General features: G+C 72.0%; 20 protein-coding genes. 14 read left to right on the top strand and 6 right to left on the bottom strand.

Annotated features, from left to right (window positions below; all coding sequences use genetic code 11):
* Nucleotides 1-8: 8 nt before the first annotated feature.
* Together C2L58_RS47860 and aroA are read left to right on the top strand one after the other, a co-directional pair.
* Nucleotides 9-329 (top strand): putative quinol monooxygenase, encoded by a 321-nt coding sequence (locus tag C2L58_RS47860; protein WP_103344264.1) that lies wholly within the window; start codon nt 9-11, stop codon nt 327-329.
* A gap of 9 nt (nt 330-338) precedes the next feature.
* Nucleotides 339-1,577, top strand: a complete 1,239-nt coding sequence (gene aroA / locus C2L58_RS47865) for a 3-phosphoshikimate 1-carboxyvinyltransferase (protein WP_103344265.1) — start codon at nt 339-341, stop codon at nt 1,575-1,577.
* A 54-nt stretch (nt 1,578-1,631) separates the two neighbouring features.
* On the opposite strand, the gene C2L58_RS47870 is transcribed toward aroA, so the two are convergent.
* Nucleotides 1,632-2,207, bottom strand: coding sequence for a cob(I)yrinic acid a,c-diamide adenosyltransferase (locus tag C2L58_RS47870; protein ID WP_103344266.1), 576 nt, complete (start codon nt 2,205-2,207; stop codon nt 1,632-1,634).
* A 61-nt stretch (nt 2,208-2,268) separates the two neighbouring features.
* Here C2L58_RS47870 and murA point away from each other — a divergent pair, with 61 nt between their 5' ends.
* Nucleotides 2,269-3,543 carry a UDP-N-acetylglucosamine 1-carboxyvinyltransferase gene (gene murA, locus C2L58_RS47875; RefSeq protein WP_103344267.1) on the top strand — a complete coding sequence of 425 codons (1,275 nt, stop codon included), beginning with the start codon at nt 2,269-2,271 and terminating at the stop codon, nt 3,541-3,543.
* A 1-nt stretch (nt 3,544) separates the two neighbouring features.
* On the opposite strand, the gene C2L58_RS47880 is transcribed toward murA, so the two are convergent.
* The gene (locus tag C2L58_RS47880) at nt 3,545-4,138 is read right to left on the bottom strand and encodes a TetR/AcrR family transcriptional regulator (protein ID WP_103344268.1); all 594 of its coding nucleotides are present in this window, start codon (nt 4,136-4,138) and stop codon (nt 3,545-3,547) included.
* A gap of 93 nt (nt 4,139-4,231) precedes the next feature.
* On the opposite strand from C2L58_RS47880, the gene C2L58_RS47885 reads away from it, so the two are divergent.
* From C2L58_RS47885 to C2L58_RS51220, 4 genes are read left to right on the top strand one after another with little or no spacing between them, the layout of a single operon-like run.
* Nucleotides 4,232-4,663 (top strand): nuclear transport factor 2 family protein, encoded by a 432-nt coding sequence (locus C2L58_RS47885; RefSeq protein WP_103344269.1) that lies wholly within the window; start codon nt 4,232-4,234, stop codon nt 4,661-4,663.
* Entirely contained in the window at nt 4,656-5,474 is an 819-nt protein-coding gene (locus C2L58_RS47890; protein WP_103344270.1) for an NmrA family NAD(P)-binding protein, read from the top strand. Before C2L58_RS47885 ends, C2L58_RS47890 begins: the two co-directional genes overlap by 8 nt.
* Entirely contained in the window at nt 5,471-6,235 is a 765-nt protein-coding gene (locus C2L58_RS51215; protein ID WP_233226344.1) for an alpha/beta hydrolase family protein, read from the top strand. Before C2L58_RS47890 ends, C2L58_RS51215 begins: the two co-directional genes overlap by 4 nt.
* A complete protein-coding gene (locus tag C2L58_RS51220; protein WP_233226345.1) occupies nt 6,211-6,663 on the top strand; it encodes a hypothetical protein in 453 nt (150 codons plus the stop codon). The genes C2L58_RS51215 and C2L58_RS51220 overlap by 25 nt, the downstream gene beginning before the upstream one ends.
* Here C2L58_RS51220 and C2L58_RS47900 read toward each other — a convergent pair.
* Together C2L58_RS47900 and C2L58_RS47905 are read right to left on the bottom strand one after the other, a co-directional pair.
* Nucleotides 6,660-7,286, bottom strand: a complete 627-nt coding sequence (locus C2L58_RS47900) for a LysE family translocator (RefSeq protein WP_103344271.1) — start codon at nt 7,284-7,286, stop codon at nt 6,660-6,662. The genes C2L58_RS51220 and C2L58_RS47900 overlap by 4 nt on opposite strands.
* A complete protein-coding gene (locus tag C2L58_RS47905; RefSeq protein WP_103344272.1) occupies nt 7,286-7,912 on the bottom strand; it encodes a LysE family translocator in 627 nt (208 codons plus the stop codon). The genes C2L58_RS47900 and C2L58_RS47905 overlap by 1 nt, the downstream gene beginning before the upstream one ends.
* A 265-nt stretch (nt 7,913-8,177) precedes the next feature.
* Here C2L58_RS47905 and C2L58_RS47910 point away from each other — a divergent pair, with 265 nt between their 5' ends.
* The 3 genes from C2L58_RS47910 to C2L58_RS47920 all read left to right on the top strand — a co-directional run bounded on the left by C2L58_RS47910 (nt 8,178) and on the right by C2L58_RS47920 (nt 11,364).
* On the top strand, nt 8,178-8,699 hold the full coding sequence (locus C2L58_RS47910) for a PH domain-containing protein (protein ID WP_103344273.1): 522 nt from the start codon (nt 8,178-8,180) through the stop codon (nt 8,697-8,699).
* Between the two features lie 54 nt (nt 8,700-8,753).
* Nucleotides 8,754-9,260, top strand: a complete 507-nt coding sequence (locus C2L58_RS47915; protein ID WP_103344274.1) for a hypothetical protein — start codon at nt 8,754-8,756, stop codon at nt 9,258-9,260.
* 85 nt (nt 9,261-9,345) lie between these two features.
* A complete protein-coding gene (locus tag C2L58_RS47920) occupies nt 9,346-11,364 on the top strand; it encodes a protein meaA (RefSeq protein WP_103344275.1) in 2,019 nt (672 codons plus the stop codon).
* Here C2L58_RS47920 and C2L58_RS47925 read toward each other — a convergent pair.
* Nucleotides 11,357-11,914 carry a cysteine hydrolase family protein gene (locus C2L58_RS47925; protein ID WP_103344276.1) on the bottom strand — a complete coding sequence of 186 codons (558 nt, stop codon included), beginning with the start codon at nt 11,912-11,914 and terminating at the stop codon, nt 11,357-11,359. The two genes, C2L58_RS47920 and C2L58_RS47925, sit on opposite strands and share 8 nt — an antisense overlap.
* A 72-nt stretch (nt 11,915-11,986) precedes the next feature.
* Here C2L58_RS47925 and C2L58_RS47930 point away from each other — a divergent pair, with 72 nt between their 5' ends.
* From C2L58_RS47930 to C2L58_RS47945, 4 genes are all read left to right on the top strand, one after another.
* The gene (locus C2L58_RS47930; RefSeq protein ID WP_103344277.1) at nt 11,987-12,970 is read left to right on the top strand and encodes a GlxA family transcriptional regulator; all 984 of its coding nucleotides are present in this window, start codon (nt 11,987-11,989) and stop codon (nt 12,968-12,970) included.
* Nucleotides 12,952-13,719 (top strand): enoyl-CoA hydratase-related protein, encoded by a 768-nt coding sequence (locus C2L58_RS47935; RefSeq protein ID WP_103344278.1) that lies wholly within the window; start codon nt 12,952-12,954, stop codon nt 13,717-13,719. The genes C2L58_RS47930 and C2L58_RS47935 overlap by 19 nt, the downstream gene beginning before the upstream one ends.
* 64 nt (nt 13,720-13,783) lie before the next feature.
* Entirely contained in the window at nt 13,784-14,284 is a 501-nt protein-coding gene (locus C2L58_RS47940; RefSeq protein WP_103344279.1) for a TetR/AcrR family transcriptional regulator, read from the top strand.
* Nucleotides 14,281-14,745, top strand: coding sequence for a DUF2867 domain-containing protein (locus C2L58_RS47945; RefSeq protein ID WP_103344280.1), 465 nt, complete (start codon nt 14,281-14,283; stop codon nt 14,743-14,745). Before C2L58_RS47940 ends, C2L58_RS47945 begins: the two co-directional genes overlap by 4 nt.
* Here C2L58_RS47945 and C2L58_RS47950 read toward each other — a convergent pair.
* The gene (locus C2L58_RS47950) at nt 14,717-15,262 is read right to left on the bottom strand and encodes an NUDIX domain-containing protein (RefSeq protein WP_103344281.1); all 546 of its coding nucleotides are present in this window, start codon (nt 15,260-15,262) and stop codon (nt 14,717-14,719) included. The two genes, C2L58_RS47945 and C2L58_RS47950, sit on opposite strands and share 29 nt — an antisense overlap.
* Nucleotides 15,263-15,276 lie beyond the last annotated feature (14 nt).

The raw sequence follows: 15,276 nt of genomic DNA on the forward strand, positions 1-15,276 counted from the left end.
TGGAGGCCATGATTCTCATCGTGGTCAAGTTCCCGGTCAAAGCCGAGCACGCGGAAAACTGGCCGGACATCGTCGCGGACTACACCGCGAACACCCGCGCCGAGGCCGGCAACCGGTTCTTCGAGTGGTCCCGCAGCCTCGAGGACAAGAACACGTACGTGCTGGTCGAAGGCTTTGACGGGCAGGACGCGGCCGTCGCGCACGTCGGCTCCGACCACTTCAAGTGGGCGGTCGAGAACCTGGGTGCGTACATCTCCGACAACCCGCGGATCATCAACGTCCAGGACGCCTCCGACTGGGGCCCGATGGCCGAGATTTCCCCCCACTAAACTCACGGTGTGACTCTCGTCGAGATCCCCGGCTCCAAGTCCGTCACCGCCCGTGGCCTGTTCCTGGCCGCCGCCGCGCACGGCACCACCGTGCTCGGCCGTCCGTTGCACTCGGACGACACCGAGGGCTTCGCCGAGGGCCTGGTCAAGCTCGGTTACCGCGTCGATCGGCAGCCGGGCGAGTGGACCATCGAGGGCCGGCCGTCGGGCCCGGGAGTCGCCGAAGCCGACGTCTTCTGCCGGGACGGCGCCACGACGGCCCGGTTCCTGCCCGCGCTGGCCGCGGCCGGCACCGGCACCTTCCGCTTCGACGCCTCCGACCAGATGCGCCGCCGCCCGCTGGGGCCGCTCACCGACGCCCTGCAGGAGCTGGGCGTCGACCTCGAGTTCCGCGGCGAGCCGGGCCACCACCCGCTGACCGTCCGCGCGAACGGCATCAAGGGCGGCGAGCTAACCCTCGACGCGGGGTTGTCCTCGCAGTTCCTGACGGCGTTGCTGCTGGTCGGGCCGCTGACCGCGGAGGGCCTGCGGATCACGGTGACCGACCTCGTGTCGGTGCCGTACGTCGAGATCACGCTGGAGATGATGCGCCGCTTCGGCGTCGACGTCCGCCGCGAGGGGCAGACGTTCGTGGTCCCGGCGCAGCCGTACCAGGGGTGCGAGTACCCGGTGGAGCCCGACGCGTCGACGGCGAGCTACTTCCTGGCCGCGGCGGCGGTCACCGGCCGCACGGTGACCATCCCGGGCCTCGGCTCGGACGCCCTGCAGGGCGACGTGAAGTTCGCCGACGTGCTGCGGGAGATGGGCGCGCACGTCGACCTGACGCCGGACTCGGTAACGGTCGCGGGCCCGTCGGACGGCCTGCGCGGCATCACGGTGAACATGCGGGACATCTCCGACACGGTCCCGACCCTGGCGGCGATCGCGCCGTTCGCCTCCGGCCCGGTGCGCATCGAGGACGTCTACAACACGCGCATCAAGGAGTGCGACCGGCTCGACGCGTGCGAGGAGAACCTGCGCGCGATGGGCATCGAGGTGGCGACCGGCCGCGACTGGATCGAGATCCAGCCGGGGGAGCCCACGGGCACCGTGGTGTCGTGCCGCCGCGACCACCGGATCGCGATGGCGTTCAGCATCACGGGCTTGCTGGTCGACGGCGTGACCCTGGACGATCCGGACTGCGTGAAGAAGACCTTCCCCGGCTTCCACCAGGCCCTCGCCGACTTGCGTGAGCAGTGGGCCTCGTGAGTGGTAAGGCGGGTTCTAACCCGCCTTACCACTCACGGCAACTTGCGCCGGGACCTACTGGGGCTGCCCGCCCGGTGCCCACAGCACGTCACCCTCGGGATTGGCCAGCCGGGCGAGGATGAACAGCAGGTCCGACAGCCGGTTCAGGTACTTCAGCGCGATCGGGTTCGTCGTCTCCGGCTCCGCCTCGTAGAGGGCCCAGGCCGAGCGCTCCGCGCGTCGCGACACCGTGCGCGCCTGGTGCAGGAACGCCGCCCCCGGGGTGCCGCCCGGCAGGATGAACGACGTCAGCTTCGGCAACCGCTCGTTGAACTCGTCGCACCAGTTCTCGAGCCGGGAGACGTACTCCTCGGTGATCCGCAGCGGCGGGTACGGCGGGTCGTCGGAGATCGGCAGGCAGAGGTCGGCCCCGACGTCGAAGAGATCGTTCTGCACCGTGCGCAGCACGTCCGTCACCTCGGCCGGCAGGCCGCCGACCGCGATCGCCAGGCCGAGCACCGAGTTCGTCTCGTCCGTGTCCGCGTACGCGCCCAGGCGTGGGGACGTCTTCGGCACGCGGGACCCGTCGCCGAGCGCGGTCGTGCCGTTGTCGCCGACCTTCGTGTAGACGCGGTTGATGCGAACGACCATGAACCCACCATAGCGGCCCCCGCCCGGGCCGAATCCGGGCGAGAGGGCATGATTGGCGGCCATGAGCGAGCACTTCGACGTGCATGGCGGAGCCCGGCTGGTCGGCGAGGTCGACGTGGTCGGCGCCAAGAACAGCGTGCTGAAGCTGATGGCCGCGGCACTGCTGGCCGAGGGCACCACGACCATCACGAACTGCCCGCAGATCCTCGACGTCCCGCTGATGGGCGACGTGCTGCGGAGCGTCGGCTGCGAGGTCGTGATCGAGGGCGACACCGCCACCATCACGACGCCGGCCGAGCTGTCGCACCGCGCGGATTCGGCGGCGATGGGCAAGCTGCGCGCGTCCGTCTGCGTGCTGGGGCCGCTGGTCGGCCGGCTGAAGCAGGCCGTCGTGGCGCTGCCGGGCGGCGACGCGATCGGCTCGCGCCCGCTGGACATGCACCAGAACGGCCTGCGCAAGCTGGGCGCGACGAGCACGATCGAGCACGGCTGCGTCGTCGCGAAGGCCGAGACGCTGGTCGGCGCGCAGATCTGGCTGGACTTCCCGAGCGTCGGCGCGACCGAGAACATCCTGATGGCGGCCGTGCTGGCCGAGGGCACCACGGTGATCGACAACTGCGCGCGCGAGCCGGAGATCGTCGACATCTGCACGATGCTCATCGAGATGGGCGCGAAGATCGAGGGCGCCGGCACGTCGACGCTGACCGTGCACGGCGTGGAGCAGCTGCACCCGACCACGCACAGCGTGATCGGCGACCGGATCGTGGGCGCCACCTGGGCGTTCGCCGCCTCGATGTCCCGCGGCGACATCACCGTGCGCGGGGTCAACCCGCACCACCTCGACCTGGTGCTGAACAAGCTCCAGCTGGCCGGCGCGGACGTCGAAACGTTCGGGGACAAGGGTTTCCGCGTGGTCCAGCCGGAGCGCCCGAAGGCGGTCGACTGGGTGACGCTGCCGTACCCCGGCTTCGCGACCGACCTGCAGCCGTTCGCGGTGGCGCTGTCGGCGGTGTCGGAAGGCACGTCGATGATCACGGAGAACGTCTACGAGGCGCGCTTCCGCTTCATCGAAGAGATGGTCAGGTTGTCGGGCGACGCCCGCACGGACGGCCACCACGCGGTGGTCCGCGGCGTCGAACGGCTCTCGAGCGCGCCGGTCTGGGCGTCGGACATCCGCGCGGGCGCGGGGCTGGTGCTCGCCGGCCTGTGCGCGGACGGCGTCACCGAGGTCTGGGACGTCTTCCACATCGACCGCGGCTACCCGCACTTCGTCGAGAACCTGAACCGCCTGGGCGCGAACATCAAGCGCGTCACGGGCGAGCCTGAGCGGAAGTGAGTCACCCACCCTGCGCGCCCAGTGCGCGCAGGGCGTACTCCACGAGCCGGTCCGGGTAGTCGGGCTCGGCGGGCGCCTGCCGGACCACCAGGCGCCAGTAGATCGGCGCGGCCAGCACGTCCAGCGCCATCTCCAGGTCGAGGTCTCCGGGCAGTTCGCCGCGCGCGATGGCCCGGCGCAACATCACTTCGCCGACCTCGCGGCGCGTTCTGCCGATCTGCTCGCGCGTGCTGCGGTTGCGCTCCGGGTTCCGCGCGTCCTCCGCGATCACGTCCGGCAGGATCCGCGAGAACAGCGGGTGCGTCAGCCAGTCGATCAGGGCTTGCATCGTCTCCCGCAGGTCGCCGCGCAGTGATCCGGTGTCCACGTCGGCCGCGCGGGTCACGCTGAACTCCGTGAGGACCGCGGCGATCATTGCGTCCTTCGACCGCCAGCGCCGGTAGAGCGCGCTCTTGCCGACCCCGGCGCGTTTCGCCACCGCCTCCATCGACAGCCGGCCGTAGCCCTGGTCGGCCAGTTCCTGCAGGACGGCGTCGGTGATGGCCTGCGTGACCTCGGGCTGGAGGACCGCGGCGCCGGTCGGGGTGCGTGCCATGGGGGCAGTCTAGCGGGTGGACGGGACGGTACCGTCCCGTCTAGGCTTGCGTCGGGACGGTACCGTCTCGTCCAAACCTTGAAGGAGGCTGCGATGCGCGACTTCGTCGAGCACGCGCTCGATCTGCTGCTGAAGCACGACATGGCCGGGTTCGCCGGGCTTTGGGCCGAGGACGGCGTGCTCGAGTTCCCGTTCGCCGGGCCGGGCTACCCGAAGCGCGTCGAAGGGCGCGATGCGATCCGCGAATACCTGCGCGACTACCCGAACCTGCTGGACATCCGCGAAGTCACCGCGAAGACCGTGCACGAAACCACCGACCCGGCCGTGGTCGTCGGCGAGTTCACCGTCGCCGGGGTCGTGGTGGCCCCGCAGAAGCCGTACGAGCTGTCGTACATCGCCGTGATCACCGTCGAGAACGGCGAGATCCGCCACTACCGCGACTACTGGAGCCCGCTCGCCGCGGCGGAGATCCTCGGCGGCGTCGAAGAGCTGACAGCGGCCTTCACCGGCGGCGACCGTGGCTGACGTCCTGGTGCTCGGCGGCACCGGCACGACCGGCCGCCGGGTCGTCGCGGGCCTGCGCGCGGCGGGAGTCCCGGCCCGGGCGGCCACCCGGAAGCCGGCGGAGCCCGGTCAGGTCCGGTTCGACTGGGCCGACCGCTCGACCCACGCCGCCGCGCTGCGCGGGGCCGCCGCGGTGTACCTGCTGGCCCCGATCGGCGAGGCCTCGCCCGCGGTGCTGGTGGAGCCGTTCTTGGCGGACGCCCTTGATGCGGGCGTGCGGCGAGTCGTCCTGCTCAGCTCGTCGGCCGTCACCGAGGACACGCCCGGGCTCGGCGCACTGCCGCGGCTGGTGCGCGCGGCGCCGGAGTGGGCCGTGCTGAGGCCGTCCTGGTTCATGCAGAACTTCACCGGCGAGCACCTGGTCGCCCAGGGCGTGCGGGACGGCGAGATCGTCACGGCCACCGGCGACGCCCGGGTCGCGTTCGTCGACGCCGGTGACATCGCGGCGGTCGCCGTCCGCGCGCTGACCGATCCGGTACCGCACAACACCGAACACGTCCTGACCGGACCGGCGGCCTTGAGCTACGCCGAAGCGGCCGCGATCGTGGCCGCGCACCTCGGCCGCCCGGTGCGGCACCGCGCCGTCGGCACGGCCGAGTTCGCCGAGCACGTGGCGGCGTCGGGGATTCCCGCCGAGTTCGCCCGCGTGCTGGCCGCCCTCGACGAGGACATCCGCCGCGGCGCCGAAGACCGCGTCACCACGGTCGTCGAGCAGGTCGCCGGACGGCCGGCCCGGTCGTTCGAAACCTTTGTGCAGGAGGAGATCCGGTGAAGCAGCTGATGTTCGAAGACGACGTCCAGTTCTGGTTCGAAACCCTGCGCCTGTTCGGGCACGCGGCCTACGGCGGCTCGGACTTCGGCGAGGTCCTCGCGGCGGCCTCGACGGTGACGCCGGGCGACTACGACAGCTGGCACGACGCCTACCGCGCGCTGGCCGACCGGCTGTACGCCGAAGCGGCTGAGGCGGGGCCGGTCACCGCGCGGGACCTGCTGCTGCGCGCCTCGACGTACTACTTCTCCTCGGAATTCTTCCTGCACGGCGACCCGGCGGACCCGCGGATCGCGGCGGCGTACGACCGCAGCGTCGAGTGCTTCCGCCGGGCGGGCGTGGCCGAGCCGGTCGAAATCCCTTACGACGGCACGGTTCTGCACGGTTACTTCTACCGCGCGCCGGGCGAGGACCCGAAGCCGTTGCTGATCATGCACAACGGTTTCGACGGCAGCGCCGAGGAACTGCACTACCTGGGCGCGGCGGCCGGCGCGTCGCACGGCTACCACGTTCTGACGTTCGACGGCCCCGGCCAGCCGAGCGCGGTCCGGCGCGAGAAGCTCCTGTTCCGCCCGGACTGGGAGCACGTGGTCACGCCGGTGGTGGACTTCGCGCTGGCGCTCGACGGCGTCGACCCGGCGCGCATCGCGCTGCTCGGCGTGAGCTTGGGCGGCATGCTGGCCCCGCGCGCGGCGGCGTTCGAGCCCCGCCTGGCCGCGGTGGTCGCGGGGTGGACGGCGTGTACGACGCGGGCTCCGCGGTGACGTCGATGCTGCCGTGGCCGCGCGAGGAGATCGTGCGCCGGGCCCGGGCGCCGCACGACGAGGAGTTCGACGCGCTGCTCGCCGCGGGGCGCCGAACGAGCCCGACGCTGCGCTGGGCGTGCGACCACGGCCGTTACGTGCTGGGCGCGGCGACCGACCGCGAGTTCGTCGCGAAGTACCTGGAGTACACGCTCGAGGACGGCGTGGCGGAGAAGATCACCTGCCCGGTCCTGGTGTGCGAAGCGGCCGACGACCTCTTCTTCGGCGGTTCGCGGGAGACCGAGCCCCGGCGGCTGTACGCGCACTTGGCGGCACCGAAGACGCTGCTGACGTTCACGGCGGAGGAGGGCGCGGACGCGCACTGCCACGTCGGCGCCCAGCGGCTGGCGACGGGCCGGATCTACGACTGGCTGGACCGGACGCTTTAACCTTCGAGGGCGAGCGCCGCGCCGAAGCCCACCAGCGCGGTGCCCGTCGCGCCGTCCATCGCCCGGCGCACCTTCCGCTGCCCCAGCCAGCCCCGGACCCGGTGCACGAAGAACAGCAGCAGCACCTGCCACACGACGCCCAGGGCCGCGACCGTGTACGCCAGCAGCAGCGCGTCGGCCTGGTCCGTCACGCCCGGCGTCAGGAACTGCGGCAGCACCGACAGGTACAGCACGATCACCTTGGGGTTGGTGATGTTGGACAGGAACCCTTCGCGGAACCGCCGTCCGCGGGAGGCGCGGGCCCGCCGGACGTCGTCGAGGGCCTCGTAGTTCCCGCGCCAGGCGCCGCGGAGGGCCTGGACGCCCAGGATGACGAGGTACGCGGCGCCGAGCCACTTCACCGTTTCGAACACCGGGCGGTAGCGGGTGATCACCGCGCCCAGGCCGAGCGCCGCCGCCGTGCCCTGCAGGAAGTTCGCGACGGTGATCCCCGCGCACGCCCAGCCGCCGCCACGGGCACCGCCGGTCAGGGCGTTCTTCAGCACGACCATCGTGTCCGGGCCCGGCATCATCGCCAGGAACGCCATCATCCCGGCGAACCCCGCGTAGGTGCTCCAGGTCATCAGGCCTCCAGGGCGAGGGCGGCGCCGAAGCCGAGCAGCGCGGTACCGGTGACGCCGTCCAGCGCCCGGCGCACCCGCCGGCGCTCCAGCCACGCCCGCACGCGGTGCACGAACACCAGCAGCACCAGCAACCACAGCACACCGAGCACGGCGACGGTGTAGGCCAGCGCGAGCGCGTCCCACGTCGTGGTGCGCCCCGGATCGAGGAACTGCGGCAGCACGGACAGGTACAGCACCAGCACCTTCGGGTTGGTGATGTTGGAGAGGAAGCCTTCGCGGAACCGCCGGAACCCGCCGCCCCGGCGCCGCTGGGCTTCTTCGACGGCGTGGTAGCTGCCGCGGAACGCACCGCGCAGCGCCTGGACGCCGAGGAAGACGAGGTAGGCCGCGCCGGCCCACTTGAGCGCGAGGAACACCGGCTGCGAGCGGGCGATGAGGACGCCGAGCCCCAGCGCCGCGGCGCTGCCCTGGACGGCGTTGCCGGCGAAGATGCCCACCGACGCGAGCAGCCCGCCCCGGAACCCGCCGGACAGCGCGTTCTTGAGCATGACCATCGTGTCCGGCCCCGGCGCGAGCACGATCAGGACCACGATGACCAGGTAACTCCCGTACGAACTCCACGTCACGGCTGCCCACGCTAACCGACGGGACCGGCCCGGTCTCGCGGATTTCGGTCACACAGTCCCGTCTCCCGGTTCGCCGCGTGTGAACCAGGGGAGCTCAGGGGTCGGCGTCCTCGTCACCCGGCGGCGGCGCCGGATCGTCCACATCGACCCGTCCGCCGAACGCGATCTGGTGCTCCCCGCGATCAGCCACGCACACAGGGTGCACGAGCAGGTGCGGCGCGCGCGGGACTCGGCGGGAGACGCTCCGGCAGAGTAGTGTTCGGCCATGTCAGCAGGCGAAATCGATCTTCTGCCCGGTGAACGCGTGCTCTGGGCGGGGGAGCCGGTCCAGCGCCCGCTCTACGTCGCCGCGGACGGGGTGATCGCCCCGGCGGGTCTCGTTCTCGCCGCCGCCTCCCTCTGGTTCCTGCTCACGAAACAGCCGAGCGGCGTCACCATGGCCGCCGCGGTGGTCGCGCTGGTGCTCGGCTGCTACGGCGCGGTCGGCCGGTCGGTCGTCCGGTACCTCGCGCTCGGGCGCACCACCTACGCGCTGACGGACAGCCGGATCATCGCGCGCTCGGGCCTGTTCCGGCAGAAGGAACGCTCCAGCGAGCTGGCCGGCCTGCCGGCCCCGGTGCTCAAGACGGGGCCGTCCCGTACCGGGACCATCGCCTTCGGCGGCCCGGGAACGGTGACGCTGATGGGTATCGGCGAGCCCAAGCGGGTCCGCGACCTGCTCACCAAGGCGATCGAGGAGGCCACGGCCCGCCAGGCCCCGCCGGAGGCGGACAGCCCGGCCGCCTGATCGGGCAACCCGCACGGCCTCCCGGAGCGTCAGCCCGGCAAAGAGGAGGTCGCCGTGGACGAACCGTTGATCGCCCTGGAACCGGGCGAGCGGCTGCTCTGGTCGGGACGGCCGCGGCGGATCGCCCCGACGGGTCTCGAGTGGTACCGCATCGTCTTCGGCTCGGTCATGGTGGCGGGGTTCGCCGCCGCCCTCGGATTGCCGGCCCCGGGGGCGGCCGTGACCTTGGGGATCGTCGGGCTCGCCGTCGTCTGGGGGCCGGTGCTCTGGCGGCTCCGGAGGACGCGCCGCGAGGTGTACGCGGTGACCGACCAGCGGGTCGTGGTGGCCGACCGCGTCTCGGGCCGCACCCGCGCGTACGAGTACCTGAGTGAGCTGGAGCCGCCGGTCGTCCGGCGCGGCCAGGACGGCGGCGGCCGGCTCACCCTCACCAGGCGGGACGCGGCCGTGAACCTGCTCGGCTACTCGATGCCGAAGCGGGGGCAACCGGCCCCGATCGAGCTGTTCGACGTGCCGGACGCCGACGGGCTGGGTGCCCTGATCGTGCAGGCGCAGGACTGATGTCACCCGGACGTGTCCGATTGCACTGCCACCATAAGTTACCGGTCGGTACACTCGACGAAACGTCCACCGCCGGAGGTGCCCAGTGCCGTACCCAACGGACCGCGAGCGAGACCGACCGTGGGTGATGCGGACCTACGCGGGTCACTCGTCCGCGGCCGCGTCGAACGAGCTGTACCGGCGCAACCTCGCGAAGGGGCAAACCGGCCTCTCGGTGGCGTTCGACCTGCCCACCCAGACCGGCTACGACCCGGATCACCAGCTCTCCCGCGGTGAGGTCGGCAAGGTCGGCGTCCCGGTGTCGCACCTCGGCGACATGCGGCGGCTCTTCGACGGCATCCCGCTCGCCGAAGCCAACACGTCGATGACCATCAACGCGCCGGCCATGTGGCTGCTCGCGCTGTACGTCTCCGTGGCGCGTGAGCAGGCCGAGGCCGAGAGGCGGGACGTCGACGAAGTCCTCGCCAAGCTCGCCGGCACCACGCAGAACGACATCATCAAGGAGTACCTGTCCCGCGGGACCTACATCTTCCCGCCGGGGCCGAGCCTGCGGCTGATCACCGACGTGATCGCCTGGACCGTGCACCACGTCCCCAAGTGGAACCCGATCAACATCTGCAGCTACCACCTGCAGGAAGCCGGCGCGACGCCGACGCAGGAGGTCGCGTACGCGCTGTGCACCGCGATCGCCGTGCTCGACGCCGTCCGCGATTCGGGGCAGGTCGACGCGGCCGACATGGCGAAGGTCGTCGCGCGGATCTCGTTCTTCGTCAACGCCGGTGTCCGGTTCGTCGAGGAGATGTCCAAGATGCGCGCGTTCACCGCGCTCTGGGACGAGCTCACGCGGGACCGTTACGGCGTAACGGATCCCAAGGCCCGCCGGCTGCGCTACGGCGTGCAGGTCAACTCGCTGGGCCTCACCGAAGCCCAGCCGGAGAACAACGTCCAGCGGATCGTGCTCGAGATGCTCGCGGTGTCGCTCTCCCGCGGTGCCCGCGCCCGCGCGATCCAGCTGCCCGCGTGGAACGAAGCCCTCGGCCTGCCGCGGCCGTGGGACCAGCAGTGGGCGCTGCGGATGCAGCAGGTGCTCGCGTTCGAGACGGACCTGCTGGAGTACGAGGACATCTTCGACGGCTCGCACGTCATCCAGGCGAAGGTCGACGAGATCATGGCCGGGGCCCGCGAGGAGATCGCCCGCGTGCAGGACCTCGGCGGCGCGGTCGCCGCGGTGGAGAGCGGCTACATGAAGTCGCAGCTGGTCGCCTCGCTGGCCGAGTACCGCCGCGAGATGGAGAACGGCGAGCGGGTCCTCGTCGGGGTCAACAAGTTCGGGACGACCGAGCCGTCGCCGCTGCAGGCCGAAGGGGCGAAGGCGATCGAGACGATCGACCCCGCCGTCGAGAAGGCCGCCGTCACCGCCATCGAGGAATGGCGCGCCGCGCGGGACAACGACGCCGCCGAGCGGTCGCTGGCCACGCTGAAGGACCGCGCGCGGACCACCGAGAACCTCTTCGAGGCCACTGTGGACTGTGCGCGGGCCGGCGTGACCACCGGCGAGTGGGCCGGCGCGCTGCGGGAGGTGTTCGGCGAATACCGGGCGCCCACCGGCGTGTCCGCCGCCGCGGTCGCCGGCGTGGGCGACCCCGAGCTGGAGCGGGTGCGCGCGCGGGTCCGGGAAACCGGGGCGGAGCTGGGCGAGCGGCTGCGCATCCTGGTCGGCAAGCCGGGCCTCGACGGGCACTCCAACGGCGCCGAGCAGGTCGCCGTCCGGGCGCGCGACGTCGGCTTCGAGGTCGTCTACCAGGGCATCCGGCTGACGCCCGAGCAGATCGTCGCCGCCGCGGTGCAGGAAGGCGTGCACGTCGTCGGGCTTTCCGTGCTCTCCGGCTCGCACCTCGAGGTCGTCCCGCACGTCGTCGACGGCCTGCGGGCGGCGGGCGCCGGCGACGTGCCGGTGATCGTCGGCGGGATCATCCCGCCCGACGATGCCGCGCTGCTGACCGAACGCGGCATCGCCCGGGTGTTCACGCCCAAGGACTACGAGCTCACCGGGATCATGGACGGCATCGTCAGCCTGATCCGGGAGCGGCACGGCCTCAGCTGAGTCCGGCCAGGACGTCCTTTGTGGACTGCACGGTGGCGAAGCCGCCACCGTGCAGGTTGGTCGCCGTCGCCCGGGACAGCTCGTCGGCGGTGAGCACGGTGCCGTCGGGCCCTTCGAGGTCGAACGTGAACGTGGCGTCGAGGGCGAACGTGACGTCGTAGCCGAGGTTCCCGCCCATCCGCGCGGTGGTCTCACAGCAGAAGTTCGTCTGGATGCCCGCCAGCACGATGCTCGTGATGCCGCGCTTGCGCAGCCACGCGTCGAGGTCGACGTCGCCGATGAAGGCCGAGTTGACCCGCTTGCCGAAGACGAGGTCCGGCCGCGCGCCGTCGAGTTCGGGCTTGAAGTCGTTGCCCGGCTGCCCGGGCCGCAGCGCGGACGTCGGGCCGGTCGAGTCGTGGTGCACCAGCACCACCGGGAGCCGCCGCTCCTGCCAGGCGTCGAGCAGTGCCTTGATGTTCGCTTCGGCGCCGGGGTTGTTGCGTGGTCCCCAGACGGGCTCGTCGAACCCGCGCTGGACGTCGATCAGGATGAGTGCCGTTTCGGTCATGACGTCGAGTGTTGCCGTCCCCGGCACGGCGAGGGGAGTGGCAGAAGGCGCGCGATGCGGTACTTTTCTGCCATGCGCACGATCGGCGTCCTCCTGCTGCCGGGCACCCGGATGTTCGACCTCGCGGTGATCGGCGAGGTCTGGGGCCAGGACCGGACCGACAGCGGCATCGGCCCGTTCACCGTGCGGCTGTGCAGCCCGGCCCGGGTGCGGACACGTACGTCGCCGTTCGGTGACGTCGCGGCCACGCACGGCCTCGCCGGGCTCGACGGCTGCGACCTCGTGCTGGCGCCGGGCCGCGACGACCCTCTCGCCCCGGTGCCCGCGTCAGCGGTCACGGCGTTGCGGCGGGCCCACCGGGACGGGCGCACGGTCGCCGGGCTGTGTTCCGGCGCGTTCACGCTGGCCGCCGCCGGTCTGCTCGACGGCCGCCCGGCCACCACGCACTGGCGTGACCTCGACACGCTCGCCGGCGTCGCCCCGCGGGCGGATTTGCAGCGTGACGTGCTCTACACCGACGACGGCGGGGTCCTGACGTCCGCGGGTGTCGTCGGCGGCCTCGACCTCTGCCTGTACCTGGTCCGGCGGGACCACGGCGCCGACGTCGCCGCCAGGCTGGCGCGCCGGCTGGTGATGCCGCCCGCTCGCGAAGGCGGGCAGCGCCAGTACGTCGACAACCCGCTGCCGCCGTCGGCGGCCCAGCCCGGCCTGGCGTCCACAATGGACTGGGCGCTGGCCCGCCTCGGCGCCGGGATCGGGGTCGAGGACCTGGCCGGGCACGCGCGGATGAGCGAACGGACGTTCCACCGCGAGTTCGCGGCGGCCACCGGCGTCACCCCGGGGCGCTGGCTGCGCGTCCAGCGCGTCCGGTACGCGCAGCGCCTGCTGGAGACGACGGCGCTGCCGGTCGAGCGCGTCGCCGAGCGATCGGGGCTGGGCACGGCGGCCAACCTGCGCCGGCGGATGCGGGCCGAGGTCGGCGTCGGCCCGGACGGCTATCGGCGCACTTTCCGGGCCGGAGGGGCTACGGTCGGGGAATGTACGAGCACCTCCTGATGAGCCGGGACGGCGACACCGTCACGATCACCATGAACCGGCCGGAGCGGCGCAACTCGCTGTCCGCGGACCACCTCGCCGAGCTGCTCGCGGCGTTCCGCGCGGCGGGGACGTCCGACGCGACCGGCGTCGTGCTGGCCGGCGCGGGACCGGTGTTCTCCGCGGGGCACGACTTCGGCGACGTGGCCAAGCGCGACCTGATGGGCGTGCGTGAGCTGCTCACGGTGTGCACGGACCTGATGAAGACGATGCAGTCGATCCCGCAGGTGGTCATCGCGCGGGTGCACGGCCTGGCCACCGCGGCGGGCTGTCAGCTCGTGGCGTCGTGCGACCTGGCCGTGGCCGCCGAGTCGGCGGGCTTCGCGCTGCCGGGCGGCAAGGGCGGCTGGTTCTGCCACACGCCGGCGGTGCCGGTGGCGCGCGCGATCGGCCGCAAGCGGCTGATGGAGCTGGCGCTGACGGGCGACGTCATCGACTCGGCGACGGCGTTGGAGTGGGGCCTGGTCAACCGGGTCGTTCCGGACGACCAGCTGGACGACGCCGTCGGGGACCTGCTGTCGCGGGCGACGCGCGGCAGCCGCGCCAGCAAGTCGATGGGCAAGGTGACGCTGTACGCCCAGCTCGACCGGCCCGAGGCCGACGCGTACGCGATCGCGCTGGAGGTCATGGCGGCGGCGTCCCAGCTGCCGGGCGCCCGCGAAGGCATGGCGGCGTTCCTCGAGAAGCGCAAACCCTCCTGGCCCGACTGAACCCTTACGGCTCCGGCCGGGTTACGTCGTGGCCACGGACCGTACCATACGGTATGGTACGGCCATGGCGGGCAAACGGGACTGGCTGGACGCGGGACTGGTGCTGCTGGCGGAGCAGGGCGCACCGTCGGTGACCATCGAGCGGCTCACCGAACGCCTCGGGCTGTCGAAAGGCTCCTTCTACCACCACTTCAAGGGCATGAGCGGCTACCGCACCGCGCTGCTGGAGCACTTCGAGGCCGAACGCACCACGCGGTTCGTGGCGCAGGCCGAGGCGGCGGAGGGCGACCGGCTGGGCGCGTTGCTGAACCTCGTCCTCGCGCCGGGCCCCGGGCCGGAGCTGGAAATCGCCGTCCGGGCGTGGGCCCTGCAGGACGCCGAAGCCCGGGCGGTCCAGGAGCGCGTGGACTCGACCCGGGTGGCCTACCTGACCGAGATCAGCGGCGACGCCGGCCTCGCGCGGGCGCTGTACCTGGTGGTCGTCGGGGCGGGGCAGGTCGTGCCGCCGCTGACCGGCCGGCAGCTCAAGGACGCACTGGAACTCGTACTGGGGAGACGGAAATGACCGAGCCGTACGTCGAAGGCGCCGATTACGTCGAGTTCAAGGAGATCGAGAGCGAGAACAGCCTGCGCGAGTTCGTCGCGGGCCTCTTCGGCTGGTCGCCGCCCTGGGTGAAGGCCCTGTTCGGCGTCCGGTACGTGCTCGCCAAGGCGTTGCGGCTGGACACCGCGTCCGTCCCGCGCACCGGCCGGCTCCGGCCCGAGGACGTCGGCTTCGCGCCCGGCGACCGGGTCGCGTTCTTCACCGTCCGGTCCGGCGATCCGGAGCGGTACCTGGTGGCCGGCGCGGACGACAGTCACCTGACCGGGTACCTGACGGTCGAAGCGGTGCCGCGCGGCTTCCGGGTCGGCACGATCGTGCACTTCCACAACCGCGTCGGCCCGGCCTACTTCGCGCTGATCAAGCCGTTCCACCACCTGGTGATCCGCGGGATGCTCAAGGCTGGTGCCGCTCGGCCAGCATGAGCTGCGCCCACGCGGCGATCGACTGCGCGTCGGTGATGTCGCCCGCGAGGATCATCTTTTCGATGTCCGCGCGCGCGAACCACGCGCTGCGCATGTCCTGCTCCTCGTGCTCGCGCTCCGGCTCGCCTTCGGTGAGGTCCGTGGCGAGGAACACCCAGCCGCGCTGGCTGCTCATGCCGGCGGCGACGTCGAGCTGGCCGAGCGGGACCATCGAGCCGGCGCTCAGCCCGGTCTCCTCGCGCAGTTCCCGCGCGGCGAGCTCGGCCGGCGGCACGTCCGCCAGGTCCGGCGCGGTGCCCTGGGGGAACTCCCAGCGCCGCTCGCCGAGCGGGTAGCGGAACTGCTCGACCAGCCGGAACCGGTCGCCGTCCTGGGCGATGACCAGCGCGTAGGTGGGTTTGTCGATCACGCCGTAGATGCCCGGCGAGCCGTCGGGGCGGCGGATCTCGTCCTCCCGCACCGTCATCCAGTTGTTCCGGTACACCTCGCGGGACGCGACACGCTGAATGGGGTCCACACGCCCAGTATCAC

This window comes from Amycolatopsis sp. CA-126428 (genome assembly GCF_002904335.1).
GTDB lineage: Bacteria > Actinomycetota > Actinomycetes > Mycobacteriales > Pseudonocardiaceae > Amycolatopsis.